This window comes from Mesorhizobium sp. RCAM 05104, assembly GCF_059683645.1.
In genome coordinates, this window is sequence record NZ_CM185033.1 from 433,763 (window position 1) to 447,975 (window position 14,213).

Genomic DNA, 14,213 nt, shown 5'->3' on the forward strand with positions numbered 1-14,213 from the left:
CGTCGACGCCGTCGCCGTGAGAATGCCAAGCCCTGCCAGCACCGACAGACTGTTGAGGACTATCCCCAGAAGGCCAATCGAGCGACTGTCGTTAGGACGCGCCGCCACCAGGCTGGTTATCGCGATTGCCCCGGCGGCGAATGCCAACAATGCCGACCGACTGTTTGCCGAATTTACCTTGCGCCACCGCGCCCGGCATCACGACGGTGCCGCCCCATTGTGCCACTGTTGCCCGCTCCCCGCTCAAAGCGGATTTTCGGCGTAGAACTCCAGCACGCGCTGCTTGAAGGTCTTGTCCCCGACGGCCAGCATATGGTCGCGACCCTCGATGTGGAAGGCCCTGGCGTTCGGCATCAACGCCGCCAGTTCGTCGGGCGAGCCGCCAATGTCGTCCGTTGTGCCGACAGCGATCAGCGTCGGCTGTGCGATACGGGCAACTTCTTCCTCGCTCAGCAGCTCCCGCGAGGCGACGATGCAGGCGGCCAGCGCCCGGCGATCACTCCGGGTCTGGTCGGCAAAGGCGCGAAACGATCGGCCGCGCGGATGGCCGGTGGTGGCGGGATCATCGGCGAGCAGAGCCGCGGCGATCGGATCCCAATCGCCGACACCGTCGATCATACCGATGCCGAGGCCACCAAAGACCAGCGTCGCCACCTTGTCCGGATCGGACAGTGCCAGGAACGCCGCTATGCGCGCTCCCATTGAATAGCCCATGACATGGGCGCGCTCGATGCCGAGATGATCCAGCAAGGCGGCGGCATCCGAGGCCATCTTGGCCGGCGTATAGTTGGCCTCGTCATAACTCTTGGACGACGAACCGTGGCCGCGATTGTCGAAGGCGATGGCGCGGTAACCAGCGTCGTTCAGTGTCTTGAACCAGCCGGGCGACACCCAGTTGACATAGTGGGTCGAGGCGAAGCCATGGATCATGAGCACGGGATCGCCCTCGCCCGAGGCCGGCTGGCGGTCGAGGAAGGCAAGATCGAAGCCGTCATGGGAAAAAAACTGCATCGAAAGGCGATCCTTCACGCTCAGTCGGGATCGACGCTCGGCGAATCGCCCTTGTCCGCCGGCGGCATGCCGGGAGATGACGCGGTGCCGATTGCCGGATGACGCAACAGATCGCCATCGGCGATCCCATCCCTGGCAGCTGTGCCGGCCTTGAGCTCGAGCACGAAGCGGATCGGCTCACCGGGCGAGATGATCGCCTCGGATTGCGGCTCGCCTGGTTTGATCGCGCGGATCCTGCCGTCCTGGCCGACGAATATAAGGTCCAGCGGCATCGGCGTATTCTTCATCCAGAAATTGACGTCGCGTGTCTCCTCGAAGACGAACAGCATGCCATGATCGCCAGCCATGTCTTCGCGAAACATCAGGCCGGCCTCGCGCTCGGCCTCGGTATCGGCGACTTCGATCGAGAAGGAGCGTTCGCCGCTTTTTGTCACCACGACCAATGGCGTCGGGTCGACAGGCAGGATCATCGCCTGGCCATCGGCCGCGCTGGAGTTCTCGGAATAGAAGAAGGCGCCAGCGGCGACGATGACGGCAATCACGGCGCACATCACGCCCGCCGTCAGCCAGTTCCTGTGGGTCATAAGAAGTCCTCGGCCGGAACCGCCCTAGTGCGAAACCGGCAAGGTGCCCATATCGGGGTGAATTTCGGCGGCCATAAGGCCTTTGTCGCCGCGCCCGAAACGAACAAGCACGACCTGCCCCGGCCGAAGCTCGGTGATGCCGTAGCGGCGCAAGGTCTCCATGTGAACGAAGATGTCCTCGGTGCCCTCGCCGCGCGTCAGGAAACCAAACCCCTTGGTGCGGTTGAACCATTTCACCAAAGCGCGTTCGAGGCCGCTCTCCGGGGTCACCGCGACATGGGTGCGCTGCTCCTGCATCTCGGCCGGATGGACCGCGGTGGTGACATCCATGGAGAGCACCCGGAAAGCCTGTAGTCCGCGTTCGCCCTGCTTGACGAGACAGACCACGCGCGCGCCCTCCAGGGCAGTCTGGAAACCATCGCGTCGAAGACATGTCACATGGAGGAGAATATCGCCCGAAACGCCGTCATCCGGGAGAATGAAACCGTAGCCCTTGGCCACATCGAACCACTTGATGGCGCCGGCAATTTCGGTCAAGTCGGCAGCATCGCCGCCTTCGTCGTGCCTCAAGGCGTCGCCAAGGGTTCCGGCCCGCCCCGTCAAAGAGGCCTTTTCCCCCATAAGAATGCCCCCTTTTTTCAAGAACACCGCAACTGATTCTTGACACCAGATTAACACTGGGGCTTCCGGTGTGTGCAAGACCTGCCGTGCCTTTTTTCACGGTTCATTGCGGCAATACCGGATTTGTTCTTTGCCGGCATTGCCCGCCGCAGGCGGATTGCCCTTTGACCGGGCCGACCCTATCTTGCGCCGCACCCAACAGATCGAGGAAAAATACATGCGCTATCTGCACACCATGGTCCGCGTCGCCGATGTCGATGCCTCGCTCGATTTCTACTGCAACAAGCTCGGCCTGAAGGAAGTGCGCCGCCATGAGAGCGAGCAGGGCCGCTACACGCTGATCTTTCTGGCGGCCCCCGAAGACGAGCAGAGCGGCATCGCCGACAAGGCTCCACTCGTCGAACTGACCTACAATTGGGACCCGGAAGATTACAAGGGTGGGCGCAATTTCGGCCACCTCGCCTATGAGGTCGACGATATCTACGCCACCTGCCAGCGGCTGATGGACAGCGGCGTCACCATCAATCGCCCGCCGCGCGACGGCAACATGGCTTTCATCAAGTCGCCGGACGGCATCTCGATCGAGCTTTTGCAGAAGGGTCCGGCGAAGGCCAAGGCCGAACCCTGGGCGTCAATGCCCAACACGGGAAGCTGGTAGCCAATCACGCTATCTTGAGCGGACAATGCTCGGCTGACAGGCGTGGTGCCGTTTGGCATTTCCCGGGACGGCTCACTATCTGTCCGGCTACGGCGCCTGCCCCCCAGGCTGGCGCCATGTCACGCAAACAGGCGCTGTCCAGGAGAGTTCATGCCGACCAGCCATGCCGACGTCACCACCGAACATGCCAGCCGCTACCTGCAGCAGCTCTGCAAGCACTGGGCGCACAAATTCCCCGTCGAGTTCGATCCCACCCATGGCACCATCGACCTCTCGCTCGGCCGCACCGTCATGGATGCCGATGCGGCCGCACTGCACATCACGGTGTCGACGGACGAAGCCGGGTCGATCGAGCGCCTGGAGAGTGTCGTCGCCGATCACATCAAGCGCTTTGCTTTCCGCGAGGAACTGACCTTCGACTGGAAGCCGGCCTAGGCAGCGCAGCGGTCTACTTTCCGCCGGCCATCTCCAGCAGCGCCAGCACCGAGCGCCAGTTGCGCGCGGTACCGGGCACCTTCAGGGTGCGCGGGATCAGCCCGGCAAACACCGATTTGCCAAGCCCATCCGGCGCGTGCAGGTAGAGCACGTCACCCTTGATCTCGAAGCTTTCAGGACCGGTGCACTTTTCAGCCAGCCGCGCCGCCTCGTCGGCAGTCGGCTCGCGCTCCAGCACATAGGCGTGCAGCTTCGTGTGCTCCGCCGCCGCTTCCGGATAGGGATTTTCGGCCACCAGCCGCTCGAACCAGCCGAGATCACGCACCATGATGCGCGAATGGAAACCCCATTTCTTCTCGAAGGCTGCTTCGATCTGTTTCGTCAGCGCGGCCGCGTCGCCCTTCTTCGCCCGGAACACGGCGTTGCCGCTCTGCACATAGGTGGCGACATCGGCAAAGCCGAGATCCTCGAAGAACGACCTCAACTCCGCCATCTTGACGATGCGGTTGCCGCCAACGTTGATGCCGGAAAACAGCGCGATGAAGACTTTTCCCGCACCGCTCATATGATGAACCCCGCCAGCGTCTCATTGTCGGTGATGTCCTGGTACTGGACGCCCTCGGCCTCGAAATTCGCCTTGAGCAGGTCGAAATTGCGACGGTCCTTGGTTTCGATGCCGATCAGCACGGAACCGAAATTGCGCGCCGATTTCTTCAGATATTCGAACCGGGCGATGTCGTCGTCGGGCCCCAGCATTTCAAGGAAGTCGCGCAGTGCGCCCGGCCGCTGCGGGAAGCGGATGATGAAGTATTTCTTCAGCCCCTCGAAGCGCAGCGCCCGCTCCTTCACGTCCGGCAGCCGCTCGAAGTCGAAATTGCCGCCCGAAACCACGGCCACGATGGTCTTGCCGCGGATCTCCTTCCTCGAAAAATCCTTCAGCGCATCGATCGCCAGGGCGCCGGCCGGTTCCAGCACGACGCCTTCGACATTGAGCATCTCGATCATGGTGGCGCAGAGCCGGTTCTCCGGGATCAGCCGCACGGTGTCGGCCGGAAAATCCTTGAGATGCCGCAACGGTTCGCGGCCGATCTCCGCCACCGCCGCGCCATCGACGAAATTGTCGACCTTTGCGAGCTTCAACCGCTTTCCGGCCGCCAGGCTCTCGTGCAGGCTCGGCGCGCCGGCCGGCTCGCAGAAGACGTAGCGGGTTTCCCGGTCCTGATCGGCGAAATAATGCGTGACGCCAGCGGCAAGCCCGCCGCCGCCAACCGGCAGCATGATGATGTCGGGCATGCGCGCGCCCGGCATCTGGTCAGCGATCTCATAGGCGACCGTCGCCTGGCCTTCGATGATGTCCTTGTGATCAAAGGGCGGCACCATGTGGGCGCCCGAGCTTTCGGTGAATTCGAAGGCGGCACGATAACAATCGTCGAAGAAATCGCCGACGAGCCTGATCTCGACGAAATCGCCACCGAACAGCCGTGTCTTGTCGATCTTCTGCTGCGGCGTCGTTACCGGCATGAACACCACGCCCATCTTGCCGAAATGGCGGCAGACAAAAGCGAAGCCCTGCGCATGGTTGCCGGCGGAAGCGCAGACGAACAGTTCGGCCTGGTTGCCCGCCGCAAGCGCCTTGCGGAAGAAATTGAAGGCTCCGCGGATCTTGTAGGAGCGCACCGGCGATAGGTCCTCGCGCTTCAACAGCACCCGCGCACCGGTCTTTTTCGACAGATAGTCGTTTTCCTGCAGCGGCGTTTCCGGGAAGATCTGGCGGATCGCGGAGGCAGCAACAGCGACGCGGGAAGAGAAACTGGTCATTGGAAAATCACTTTGCACCGCATGTCTTGTGCCGACCTCTATCATCGATCAGGCCGCGCACCCTTTGTTTGTTGCGCGCCCTGGCCTCGTGCAGCCGATCCTGCCTATTGCATATCCGGCCCCTCGACGCCATTGCCCGGCCATTCATGCCCCTCCGAAACAGGTATTCGCAGAATCCTAGCAAGCACTTGGAGGCGTTTGTTCATGCTGTTGCATCGCCCGGCCTCAAAACCATGTCGCGGCCGGAATTCGGTGAGCCGACGGTGATGCCCTTGGTTGAGCGCCCCCACGAGGCCCGCATTCCGGCATTTCTCCCGCCGTTCTGGCTTTCACGCAACAGTGCGATGGTTGTCGCAAGGCGCTGATCACATTTCGACCGGAAATGACTTACTTCCGCCGCACTTAAACTGTCCGGGAGGTGTCGCGGGGGTAGACAGGCCTTTTGGCCGGAGTGGAATTTCAGACGTGCCTTTGAAGAAGATTTTTGCGGTTGCCCTTGCCCTGCTCGTTGCCGGCTGCGCCGGCCAGCAAACACAGGAATTGCTTGGCAGCGCCATCGTCGCGACGCCGGTGACGGAGATTGCCGGCAATCACAGCATCTTCATCGCCACGACGCGCAAGAAGTCCGACGATCCGAACAAGGTTTTCGACGGCGAGCGCTCGGCCACGCTGAATTATGCCCGCGTCAACGTCACCGTGCCCGGAATCCATCAGACTGGCCAGATCGAGCGGCGTTCGCGCGGCAAGTCGGATGATCCGGCCAAGTACTTCATGGCTTCCGAGGTCGTCGGCTACGACGCACAGCCGAAATTCTCCAGCGCGCTCAACGCCGACATCGCGGCACGCGGCGGCCGTGTCATGGTCTTCGTGCACGGCTACAACACGGGCTTTGACGACGCGGTCTACCGCCTGACCCAGATCGTCCATGATTCCGGCTATCCGGGTACACCGGTGCTGTTTTCCTGGGCCTCGGGCGCCCGGACCACCGACTATGTCTATGACAAGGAAAGTGCGAGTGCCGCCCGCGACCAGCTGGAAGTGACGTTGCGCATGCTGGAGCAGTCCGGCGCGCGGCGCATCGACATCGTCGCGCATTCGATGGGAACCTGGGTGACCATGGAAACGCTGCGCCAGATGGCCATCAGCGGCGACCGCGATCTCGGCGGCAAACTTGGCGACGTGGTGCTCGCCTCGCCCGACATCGATGTCGACGTGTTCAAGAGCCAGATGCGCCGCTACGGCAAGCCCGACAAGCCGTTCATCCTGCTCTTGTCGGATGACGATCGCGCGCTGAGGCTTTCCGGCCTGATCGCCGGCTCACGGCCACGCGTCGGCGACTACAAGGATGCCGCCGACCTTGCCTCCTATGGCGTGACGGTCGTCGACCTCTCCAAGGTCAAGGGAACCGATAGCTTCAACCACACGAAATTTGCCGACAATCCGGCACTGGTGAAGATGATCGGCCAGCGGCTGCGCGAGGATGACGGCTTTGCCAGCGACCGTGAGGTGACTGACCGCATCGGCCTGCTCGGACAATAGATGCACTGGCGAGGCGTTCGCCCCGCCCGTCACCCTTGCGGAAGCCTCGGCGCACTTTGAACTGGACCGCGCCGGCCTATGGCTTTATCGGAATAGCCAGCGACGTCATGCGTTTGACGTCCCCCTTTGCGGGAGCCGGCGTGTGACCGTGCGTTTGAAAAGCTTAGTCATCGTCGCGTTCGCGCTCGCTGTCACCGGCTGCGCCGGCCGGAACACGCATGACCTGCTCAACAGGACGACGGTCGCCGCCGCTGCGTCCGACATTGCGGCCACGCATGAGATTTTCGTTGCCACGACACGCCGCAAGGCCACGAAGTACCCTCGGCAGGTTTTCGACGGCGATCGCTCGCTGACCACCAGCTACGCCCGCGTCGACGTGACTGTTCCCAAAACCCACCAGGTGGGAGCGATCGAGCGGGCCAAGGGATCCGCCAACAGCAATCCGGCCAAGGATTTCACGGCGAAGGACGTCACCTTCTATGACGGCTCGCCGCAATTCGCCAAGGCGGTCGGCGCAGACATCGCCATGCGCGGCGGCCGTGCGCTGGTTTTCGTGCACGGCTTCAACAATGGTTTCGATGACGGTATCTACCGGCTGACACAGATCGCGCACGACACCAAGTTTCCCGGCACACCGGTGCTGTTCTCCTGGGCGTCCAGCGGCAAGACGACCGGCTATATCTACGACAAGGAAAGCGCCAACGCCGCCCGCGATGACCTTGAAGCGACGCTCAGGATGCTGGCCAAGACCCAGGTCAAGAGCATCGACATCATCGCCCATTCGATGGGAACCTGGGTGACTATGGAGGCGCTGCGCCAGCTCGCCATCACCGGCGACCGCGATCTCGGCGGCAAGCTCGGTTATGTTATCCTGGCCTCGCCCGATATCGATGTCGACGTGTTCAAGAAGCAGATGATCCGCTATGGCAAACCCGATAAGCCGTTCGCCATCCTGCTCTCCGCCGATGATCGGGCCCTCAAGCTCTCTTCCCTGATCTCGGGCGACAAGCCGCGTGTCGGTGACTATGGCAACGCCGCTGATCTCGCCAGCTATGGCGTGTCGGTCGTCGACCTTTCCCAAGCCAAGGGCGGTGATCGCCTGAACCATGCCAAATTCGCCGACAATCCGATCCTGGTGCAATTGCTCGGCGACCGGCTGCGCACGCCGGCCGGCCTGGCGTCGGACGAGACATCGCCCGCGCAGCTCGACAATCTTGGCCAGGGCCTCGGCAAGGCCGTCGGCTCGGTCGCCGAAATAGTCATCACCACGCCATTCAAGGTGCTGACCATCGCCACCGGTGGGTAAGCAACGAAGCGCGGACGGCTGATCTCAGACGAACAGATCGACCTTCTGGAAAGTCGTCACGTCGATCAGGCCGACATCGGAGATCCTCAACTCCGGAATGACGACCAGCGCCAGCAGCGAGTGCTGCATGTAGGCGTTGTTCAGCGAACAGCCCATCTTGCGCATCGCCTCGGTCAGTTTCTCCGCCTTTGCCGCCACGATTTCGGCGCGCTCGTCCGACATCAGCCCGGCGATCGGCATCTCGACCAGCGCCAGTTCCTTACCCTTGGAGAACAGCACGACGCCGCCGCCGACCTCGCCCAGCCGGTTGACCGCCAACGCCATGTCCTGCTTGTTGGTGCCGACAACGATGATGTGGTGGCTGTCATGCGCGACGCTGGAGGCCATGGCACAGTCGCCCATGTAGCCGAAACCGGAGACGAAGGCGTTGGTGACGCCGCCCGTGCCTCTGTGGCGTTCGACCAGCGCGATCTGGCAGACGTCGTTGCGGCGATCCATGGCGACCAGCCCGTCCTCGACGGGAAGGTCGGCCTCGAGCGCGCGCGTTGGCGCCTGGTTCTCGATGACGCCGATGACGCGCACCCGCACTTCGTTGGCGCCCTTGGGGGCAACGATGTCGAAGTCGCCGGCCTTTAGCCTCTTGCCGAGCTTGACGGTGTTCTTCGCCGTCCGGGGATAGTCATAGGCCGGAATGTCGATTTCGAGCTTGCCGCCCTTCGCCAGCCTGACGCCACGCGCATAGACCTCATCGATGGCCATCGCGGTCAGATCCGAGACGATCAGCAGGTCGGCAAGCCGGCCCGGCGCGATCGAGCCGATCTCGCGCTCCAGTTTGAAATGCTGGGCGGTGTTGAGCGTCGCCATCTGGATCGCCGTCACCGGCTTCAACCCCTGTTGGATGGCGTGGCGCACCACCCGGTCCATATGACCTTCGTGGACCAGCGTGCCTGAATGACTGTCATCGGTGCACAGGATGAAGTTGCGCGGATCGATGCCGCCTTCCGTGACCGCCTTGATTTGCGAGGCGACGTCGTACCACGCCGAACCCAGGCGCAGCATCGCCTTCATGCCCTGGCGCACACGAGCGATGGCGTCCTCGGCGCGCGTGCCCTCGTGGTCGTCCTCCGGGCCACCCGCGACATAGCCATGGAACGGCAGGCCGAGATCGCGCGACGCATAGTGACCGCCAACCGTCTTGCCCGCTTTCACCGTGGCGGCGATCTCACCCGACATCACCGGGTCGTTGGCGACGACGCCAGGGAAATTCATCACTTCGCCAAGGCCGATGATGTTCTCCCAGGTCATCGCTTCCGCGACATCGGCGACCGTCAGCTCGGCGCCGGCGTGTTCCAGCCCCGGTGCCGAGGGCACGCAGGACGGCATCTGCACGTGCACGTTGATGGGCATGGCGACGGCCTCGTCATGCATCAGCCGCACGCCAGGCAGGCCCAACACATTGGCAATCTCGTGCGGATCGATGAACATCGAGGTGGTGCCGTGCGGAATGACCGCACGGCAGAACTCGGTCACCGTCACCATGCCGCTCTCGACATGCATGTGCGCGTCGCAGAGGCCGGGCACCAGATAGCGGCCGCCGGCGTCGACCACTTTGGTGCCCTGACCGATGGCGTGGCTGGCGTTCGGCCCGCAATAGGCGAAGCGACCGCCGGCAATGGCGATGTCGGTGCCGGCGATGATCTCACCCGAATGAACGTTCACCCAGCGCCCGTTTCGGATGACCATATCGGCGGGTTTTCGGCCCATGGCGACGTCGACCAGATGCGTCGCCATCTCGGTCCACGGTCTGGGTTTCGTCGCATGCGCCGACGGCTTCTTTGCCATGAAGGACTCCTGTTTGCCCGACTGTGCCAAGCCAGCGTGGTTTTGACCAGCGCCAAACAGTGGATCGCTTGAGGCCCACCCCCATCTTCACGGAGCTAACCCGGCTTTCACGAGGGCTGTTCAGCCTTTACGACCGTGACTTTTGCCTTTCCGGCCGAAATCCACTCCGCGAGGCGCCTCAGTTCGCCCCTGGCGAAAGTACCACTGACCGTGACCTCGCCGCCGAGTATGGGTTCGACCAGCCGCGACAATGCCGTCTGTCCTCGCCTTGCCGATGCCGGCGCGGCGAGAGATATTTACCAGAGTCAGAAATAAGATTCCGTTTTGGCGCAAATCGCGTTACTTTCCGCGGAAGGACCTTTCTGAATCCTCTTTCGGGGAGTTCGATGCGTCGCCTGATGGTCGCAAGTGCCGGTTTTCTTGCCGCTCTGGCCGTGCCGGCTTTCGCGGCCGACCCGGCAGTCGATGTGCCGATGACCGCGCCCGGCTTCGACTGGACCGGCTACTATGCCGGTCTGCAGGCCGGCTATGGCTGGGGCCAATCCGATATATCAGGGACAGATGGTGGGCCATTTTCCGTCTCGCCCGACATCGACGGCGGTTTCGTCGGCGGCCATGTCGCCGGCCTGTGGCAGTTCGACCAGGCGGTGCTCGGCGCCGAGGCAGACCTCAACTATTCCTCGATCAACGGCACCGCCGAAGCAGGCCCGGGAAACACGTTCGGCACCGACATCAAATGGTTCGGATCTGTCAACGCCAAGGCCGGATACGCGATGGATCGCCTGCTGGTCTATGGCATCGGCGGCGTCGCCTTTGGCGGTATCGAAACCTCGCAAGCCGTGGGTTCGGCGTTCTCCAGGACACGCACGAATGTCGGCTGGACCGTGGGAGCAGGCATCGACTACGCGCTGACCGACAAGTTCGTCGTCGGCGCGCAATATCGCTACTACGATTTCGGTTCCGAGCACTACGACACGCCGGATCCCTTCGTCGATCGCGATCAGAATGTGAAGCTGAACACGGTCGGCATCAACCTGAGCTACAAGTTCTGAACCTCACCGGCAACGTGACGCCACCGGCCAAGGCGGTAGCTCGAGGAGCTATCTCAGTGGAAGGGAGCGGCCGACGCCCCCAGTGGGCGGGGGAATGGGGTGGGCCTGAGAAGCGCCGGCCTAGGCGGATCCGATCCGCCGAGCGACATAATAGCGATGCCTGCAGGGCGGGTAATTCCGTGATCACGCCACATCACCACGCCACAAGGTCTGGTTTGCGCGTTCAGGCGGCCAAGATCACGACTTGACGGCCTGTGTCTGGCGTCTGAAAAGGGCTGGCCTGCGGACGTGGCGGAATTGGTAGACGCAAGGGACTTAAAATCCCTCGATCTCTGATCGTACGGGTTCGATTCCCGTCGTCCGCACCACCACTGCTGCTATTTTGCAACTTGTCGGTTCGACTTTCAGGCAGCCTGGAAGCGACGGTGTTTTCGGCGCTGCCATCACATGTCGAGCATTGCGATACGAACAGGGTGCGCCCGGGATCGCCGCGCGCCCCGTGAATTAGATAGGCGCAACGCCGTTCACGAAGACATCAGACACGATGGCCGTTAAATCAGCTGTGTCCCGCTCGCAGTGACGCCATGCCGACCAGGGTTTGCGCGTGAGCATGGAGCTCGCGGGCAGCCCGCCGGTACTCGATCTCGTCGCCGCTGCAAACGACCATGAACTGCGCCGCGAACTCATGGGTGCTCGTGGCCGGGGTTGCGAACATGGTTTCCACGATCTCGGACATGCTCCTGTGGACACGCTTCAGATCTTTGTCGGAAATGCCAAAAGTGATCGAATTCCTGAGCGCTTCCCAACGCCGGAAGCCGGCCAGGATCGGGCTTTCGTTCACGTTCGCGGCAGAAGCCCTCTCCACTGCAGCGGCTCCCATGGCTGGAATGGAGACGACCGTGCCGAGCGCGGCGCTTCTGGTCGTTGCATGAAAAATCATGTCCAAGTCCCTACGGTTGAACCCGACCTCTACGGCCGGCGACCCGACGCCGCATTGCTCTGAGTCAAATCGTCGGCGAGGGCCAAAAGCCGGAAGCGTGGAACAAACAGGGGATTCAAGCATGGATCGGGTTCAGCTTCAGATGCTGGATCAGAATGATGGTCTTGGCATCGATGATGCGGCCATCGGCAATGCCGGCCAGCGCCTCGTCGAGCGGCATTTCCAGAACCTCGATGTCCTCGCCCTCTTCCGGCGCGCCGCCGCCAGCCGAGATGCGGTCTGCCGGTGAATAGCGCGCAACGAAGAACCACAGCCGCTCGGTGACGCTGCCCGGGCTCATGTAAGGCGAAAACAACCGCTCGACATCTTTCAACCGGTAGCCGAGTTCTTCCTCGGCTTCCTTGCGGATGCAGGTTTCCGGATCGTTTTCGTCCAACAGACCGGCACAGGCCTCGATCAACGGCTCGCGATGGCCCGTGACGTAGGCGGGATAACGGAACTGGCGCACCAGAAGCACGGTCGAGCGCGCCGGATCGTATGGCAGGATCACCGCACCGTCGCCACGATCATAGGTTTGGCGAATCTGCGTCTCCCACTGTCCGTCCCGCCGGCGATAGTCGAGGACGGTTTTCTTCAGGACGGCCCAGTCGTCGGAGAGTACCTCCTCCGAACGGATGCGAACGCGATCTTCCATCATGGTCTCCATGCTGTTGGTCGAGGCGTAGCCGCGAACCGGCATTTGCGCAATGTGGGCAATCGGTCCAAAAAGGCCGTCTCACCGTCTCGTGTCTGGCGCGCCTTCCATCCATTGCCTAGATAACGGCTTACCCCTCCCGGAGCCTCATTTCATGACAGCATCGCTCTTCCAGCCGATCACCCTTGACGGCCTCACCTTCCCCAATCGTATCGCCGTCGCGCCGATGTGCCAGTATTCGGCCGAAGACGGCTCGGCCAGCGACTGGCACCTCTACCACTGGATGAACCTTGCCATGTCCGGCGCCGGCATGGTCACCGTCGAGATGACCGATGTCGAGCGGCGCGGACGCATCACGCATGGCTGCCTCGGCCTTTACTCCGAAGACAACGAGGCGGGCGCCCGCCGGGCGCTGGACGCGGCCAGGCGCGTCGCTGCTCCCGGCACCAGGTTCGGCACCCAGCTTGCCCATGCCGGCCGCAAGGCCTCGAACCGCAAGCCTTGGGAGGGCGGCGGGCCGCTGCAGCCAAACGAGGATCCCTGGCAGACTGTCTCGGCTTCGGCCATCGCCTACGACACCGGCTGGAATGTGCCGCGCGCGCTGGAGGAGGAGGAAATCCTGCAGCTCATCGAGCGGTTCGCCGAGGCGGCAAGGCGGGCCGAGCGCGCCGGCTTCGACTTCATCGAACTGCACGCCGCGCATGGCTACCTGATCTTCCAGTTCCTGTCGCCATTGTCCAACCAGCGCACCGACCGCTGGGGCGGCTCGCTGGAAAACCGCATGCGCCTGGTGGTCGAGATCGCCAAGGCCGTGAAGAAAGCGGTTCCAAACCTGATGCTCGGCGCGCGACTGTCGGTGAAGGATTGGGTCGACGGCGGCTTCGACGTTGAAGACGCGATCGAGGTGGCAAAGGCGTTGAAGGCCGTCGGCGTCGCCTATCTCTGCTGCTCGAGCGGCGGCAACTCGCCGTTGCAGAAATTGCCCACCGGCCCCGGTTACCAGGTGCATCTTGCGGAAGCCGTGCGCAAGGGGGCGGGCATTCCGACCCGCGCGGTGGGCCTGATCGATGACCCGAAGCAGGCCGAGGCAATCGTCGCCGAGGGCCGCGCCGACATGGTGGCGCTGGCGCGTGCCTTCCTGGCCGACCCGCGTTGGGGATGGCGCGCGGCCGCCACGTTCAGCGAGACAATCCACCCGGCGCCGCAGCTGGCCCGTTCGGTCACCACGATGCAGCACTGGATGAAGGCGGCGGGCTGACCGGCCGTTCTCCCGATACCGGCGCGGCCTTGCCGTGGTTCTGGACAGCTGCACTGCTTCAATTTTGTCCGCGACCTGTTACGTTGGGTGAGGCCGCGGAGGGCGCGGCCAGGCTTGGGAGGAAATCATGTCGTTCAGGACATTCTTGCCGGTTGCAGCGCTGACGGCTGTGGCTGGGCTTTGGATCGGCGCGGCGACGCCGGCCGGCGCGCAATATTGCGAGGGCACGGTGCACGGCCTGTCCGGCCGCTACAATCTGGCGACTGGCAGCGGCTTTCTCGCCGTGCGGGCACGGCCGAATTCGTCGTCGCGCATGATCGGACAGCTGTTCAATGGCGATCATACCGAGATCTTCGACAGGCGCGGCAACTGGTATCAAGTCGAGATCGGCGGCACGACCGGCTGGGCAAACGCACGCTGGCTGCGCAACGATTGCGGCTACTGAGACGCCGTGC

General features: G+C 63.0%; 16 protein-coding genes and 1 tRNA gene. 8 read left to right on the forward strand and 9 right to left on the reverse strand.

Annotated elements, in window-relative coordinates:
- Positions 1–91: 91 nt before the first annotated feature.
- The 4 genes from AC56QP_RS02410 to AC56QP_RS02425 are packed head-to-tail and all read right to left on the reverse strand — an operon-like array spanning position 92 to position 2,216.
- On the reverse strand, positions 92–226 hold the full coding sequence (locus AC56QP_RS02410; RefSeq protein WP_489861092.1) for a hypothetical protein: 135 nt from the start codon (positions 224–226) through the stop codon (positions 92–94).
- Positions 227–243: 17 nt separating this feature from the next.
- Positions 244–1,011 (reverse strand): alpha/beta fold hydrolase, encoded by a 768-nt coding sequence (locus AC56QP_RS02415; protein WP_489861091.1) that lies wholly within the window; start codon positions 1,009–1,011, stop codon positions 244–246.
- A gap of 20 nt (positions 1,012–1,031) precedes the next feature.
- Positions 1,032–1,595 (reverse strand): DUF192 domain-containing protein, encoded by a 564-nt coding sequence (locus AC56QP_RS02420; RefSeq protein ID WP_489861090.1) that lies wholly within the window; start codon positions 1,593–1,595, stop codon positions 1,032–1,034.
- Positions 1,596–1,619: 24 nt separating this feature from the next.
- Positions 1,620–2,216 carry a cold-shock protein gene (locus AC56QP_RS02425; RefSeq protein WP_256751030.1) on the reverse strand — a complete coding sequence of 199 codons (597 nt, stop codon included), beginning with the start codon at positions 2,214–2,216 and terminating at the stop codon, positions 1,620–1,622.
- 217 nt (positions 2,217–2,433) lie between these two features.
- Between AC56QP_RS02425 and gloA the strand changes: the two genes are divergently transcribed.
- Together gloA and AC56QP_RS02435 are read left to right on the forward strand one after the other, a co-directional pair.
- Positions 2,434–2,874, forward strand: a complete 441-nt coding sequence (gene gloA / locus AC56QP_RS02430; RefSeq protein WP_489861089.1) for a lactoylglutathione lyase — start codon at positions 2,434–2,436, stop codon at positions 2,872–2,874.
- A 150-nt stretch (positions 2,875–3,024) separates the two neighbouring features.
- Positions 3,025–3,309, forward strand: a complete 285-nt coding sequence (locus AC56QP_RS02435) for a DUF2218 domain-containing protein (RefSeq protein WP_489861088.1) — start codon at positions 3,025–3,027, stop codon at positions 3,307–3,309.
- 13 nt (positions 3,310–3,322) lie between these two features.
- On the opposite strand, the gene AC56QP_RS02440 is transcribed toward AC56QP_RS02435, so the two are convergent.
- Together AC56QP_RS02440 and ilvA are read right to left on the reverse strand one after the other, a co-directional pair.
- A complete protein-coding gene (locus AC56QP_RS02440) occupies positions 3,323–3,874 on the reverse strand; it encodes a DUF1697 domain-containing protein (protein ID WP_489861087.1) in 552 nt (183 codons plus the stop codon).
- Complete coding sequence (gene ilvA / locus AC56QP_RS02445) at positions 3,871–5,127, reverse strand: threonine ammonia-lyase IlvA (RefSeq protein ID WP_489861086.1); 1,257 nt, start codon at positions 5,125–5,127, stop codon at positions 3,871–3,873. Before ilvA ends, AC56QP_RS02440 begins: the two co-directional genes overlap by 4 nt.
- Positions 5,128–5,592: 465 nt before the next feature.
- Between ilvA and AC56QP_RS02450 the strand changes: the two genes are divergently transcribed.
- Entirely contained in the window at positions 5,593–6,666 is a 1,074-nt protein-coding gene (locus tag AC56QP_RS02450) for an alpha/beta hydrolase (protein ID WP_489861085.1), read from the forward strand.
- A gap of 142 nt (positions 6,667–6,808) precedes the next feature.
- On the forward strand, positions 6,809–7,972 hold the full coding sequence (locus AC56QP_RS02455) for an alpha/beta hydrolase (protein WP_489861084.1): 1,164 nt from the start codon (positions 6,809–6,811) through the stop codon (positions 7,970–7,972).
- 24 nt (positions 7,973–7,996) lie between these two features.
- On the opposite strand, the gene ade is transcribed toward AC56QP_RS02455, so the two are convergent.
- Positions 7,997–9,814, reverse strand: coding sequence for an adenine deaminase (gene ade / locus AC56QP_RS02460; protein ID WP_489861083.1), 1,818 nt, complete (start codon positions 9,812–9,814; stop codon positions 7,997–7,999).
- Positions 9,815–10,200: 386 nt separating this feature from the next.
- On the opposite strand from ade, the gene AC56QP_RS02465 reads away from it, so the two are divergent.
- Both AC56QP_RS02465 and AC56QP_RS02470 read left to right on the forward strand, forming a co-directional pair.
- Positions 10,201–10,866: an outer membrane protein gene (locus AC56QP_RS02465; RefSeq protein WP_489861082.1), complete on the forward strand. Its 666-nt coding sequence runs from the start codon at positions 10,201–10,203 to the stop codon at positions 10,864–10,866.
- A gap of 282 nt (positions 10,867–11,148) precedes the next feature.
- Positions 11,149–11,234: transfer RNA gene (locus AC56QP_RS02470), tRNA-Leu, on the forward strand.
- Between the two features lie 188 nt (positions 11,235–11,422).
- Here AC56QP_RS02470 and AC56QP_RS02475 read toward each other — a convergent pair.
- Both AC56QP_RS02475 and AC56QP_RS02480 read right to left on the reverse strand, forming a co-directional pair.
- Positions 11,423–11,806: a hypothetical protein gene (locus AC56QP_RS02475; protein ID WP_489861081.1), complete on the reverse strand. Its 384-nt coding sequence runs from the start codon at positions 11,804–11,806 to the stop codon at positions 11,423–11,425.
- A gap of 115 nt (positions 11,807–11,921) precedes the next feature.
- Positions 11,922–12,500 (reverse strand): NUDIX domain-containing protein, encoded by a 579-nt coding sequence (locus AC56QP_RS02480; protein WP_489861080.1) that lies wholly within the window; start codon positions 12,498–12,500, stop codon positions 11,922–11,924.
- Positions 12,501–12,654: 154 nt separating this feature from the next.
- On the opposite strand from AC56QP_RS02480, the gene AC56QP_RS02485 reads away from it, so the two are divergent.
- Entirely contained in the window at positions 12,655–13,758 is a 1,104-nt protein-coding gene (locus AC56QP_RS02485; protein WP_489861079.1) for an NADH:flavin oxidoreductase/NADH oxidase, read from the forward strand.
- Positions 13,759–13,885: 127 nt separating this feature from the next.
- A complete protein-coding gene (locus tag AC56QP_RS02490; RefSeq protein WP_269905802.1) occupies positions 13,886–14,203 on the forward strand; it encodes an SH3 domain-containing protein in 318 nt (105 codons plus the stop codon).
- Positions 14,204–14,213 lie beyond the last annotated feature (10 nt).

What these genes read in the sequence shown, in the direction of transcription:
- AC56QP_RS02480 (WP_489861080.1), bottom strand. Translation starts at nt 12,500, where the DNA reads ATGGAAGATCGCGTTCGCATCCGTTCGGAGGAGGTACTCTCCGACGAC.
- AC56QP_RS02425 (WP_256751030.1), bottom strand. Translation starts at nt 2,216, where the DNA reads ATGGGGGAAAAGGCCTCTTTGACGGGGCGGGCCGGAACCCTTGGCGAC.
- gloA (WP_489861089.1), top strand. Translation starts at nt 2,434, where the DNA reads ATGCGCTATCTGCACACCATGGTCCGCGTCGCCGATGTCGATGCCTCG.
- AC56QP_RS02475 (WP_489861081.1), bottom strand. Translation starts at nt 11,806, where the DNA reads ATGATTTTTCATGCAACGACCAGAAGCGCCGCGCTCGGCACGGTCGTC.
- AC56QP_RS02435 (WP_489861088.1), top strand. Translation starts at nt 3,025, where the DNA reads ATGCCGACCAGCCATGCCGACGTCACCACCGAACATGCCAGCCGCTAC.
- AC56QP_RS02485 (WP_489861079.1), top strand. Translation starts at nt 12,655, where the DNA reads ATGACAGCATCGCTCTTCCAGCCGATCACCCTTGACGGCCTCACCTTC.
- ade (WP_489861083.1), bottom strand. Translation starts at nt 9,814, where the DNA reads ATGGCAAAGAAGCCGTCGGCGCATGCGACGAAACCCAGACCGTGGACC.
- AC56QP_RS02415 (WP_489861091.1), bottom strand. Translation starts at nt 1,011, where the DNA reads ATGCAGTTTTTTTCCCATGACGGCTTCGATCTTGCCTTCCTCGACCGC.
- AC56QP_RS02420 (WP_489861090.1), bottom strand. Translation starts at nt 1,595, where the DNA reads ATGACCCACAGGAACTGGCTGACGGCGGGCGTGATGTGCGCCGTGATT.
- ilvA (WP_489861086.1), bottom strand. Translation starts at nt 5,127, where the DNA reads ATGACCAGTTTCTCTTCCCGCGTCGCTGTTGCTGCCTCCGCGATCCGC.
- AC56QP_RS02465 (WP_489861082.1), top strand. Translation starts at nt 10,201, where the DNA reads ATGCGTCGCCTGATGGTCGCAAGTGCCGGTTTTCTTGCCGCTCTGGCC.
- AC56QP_RS02490 (WP_269905802.1), top strand. Translation starts at nt 13,886, where the DNA reads ATGTCGTTCAGGACATTCTTGCCGGTTGCAGCGCTGACGGCTGTGGCT.
- AC56QP_RS02440 (WP_489861087.1), bottom strand. Translation starts at nt 3,874, where the DNA reads ATGAGCGGTGCGGGAAAAGTCTTCATCGCGCTGTTTTCCGGCATCAAC.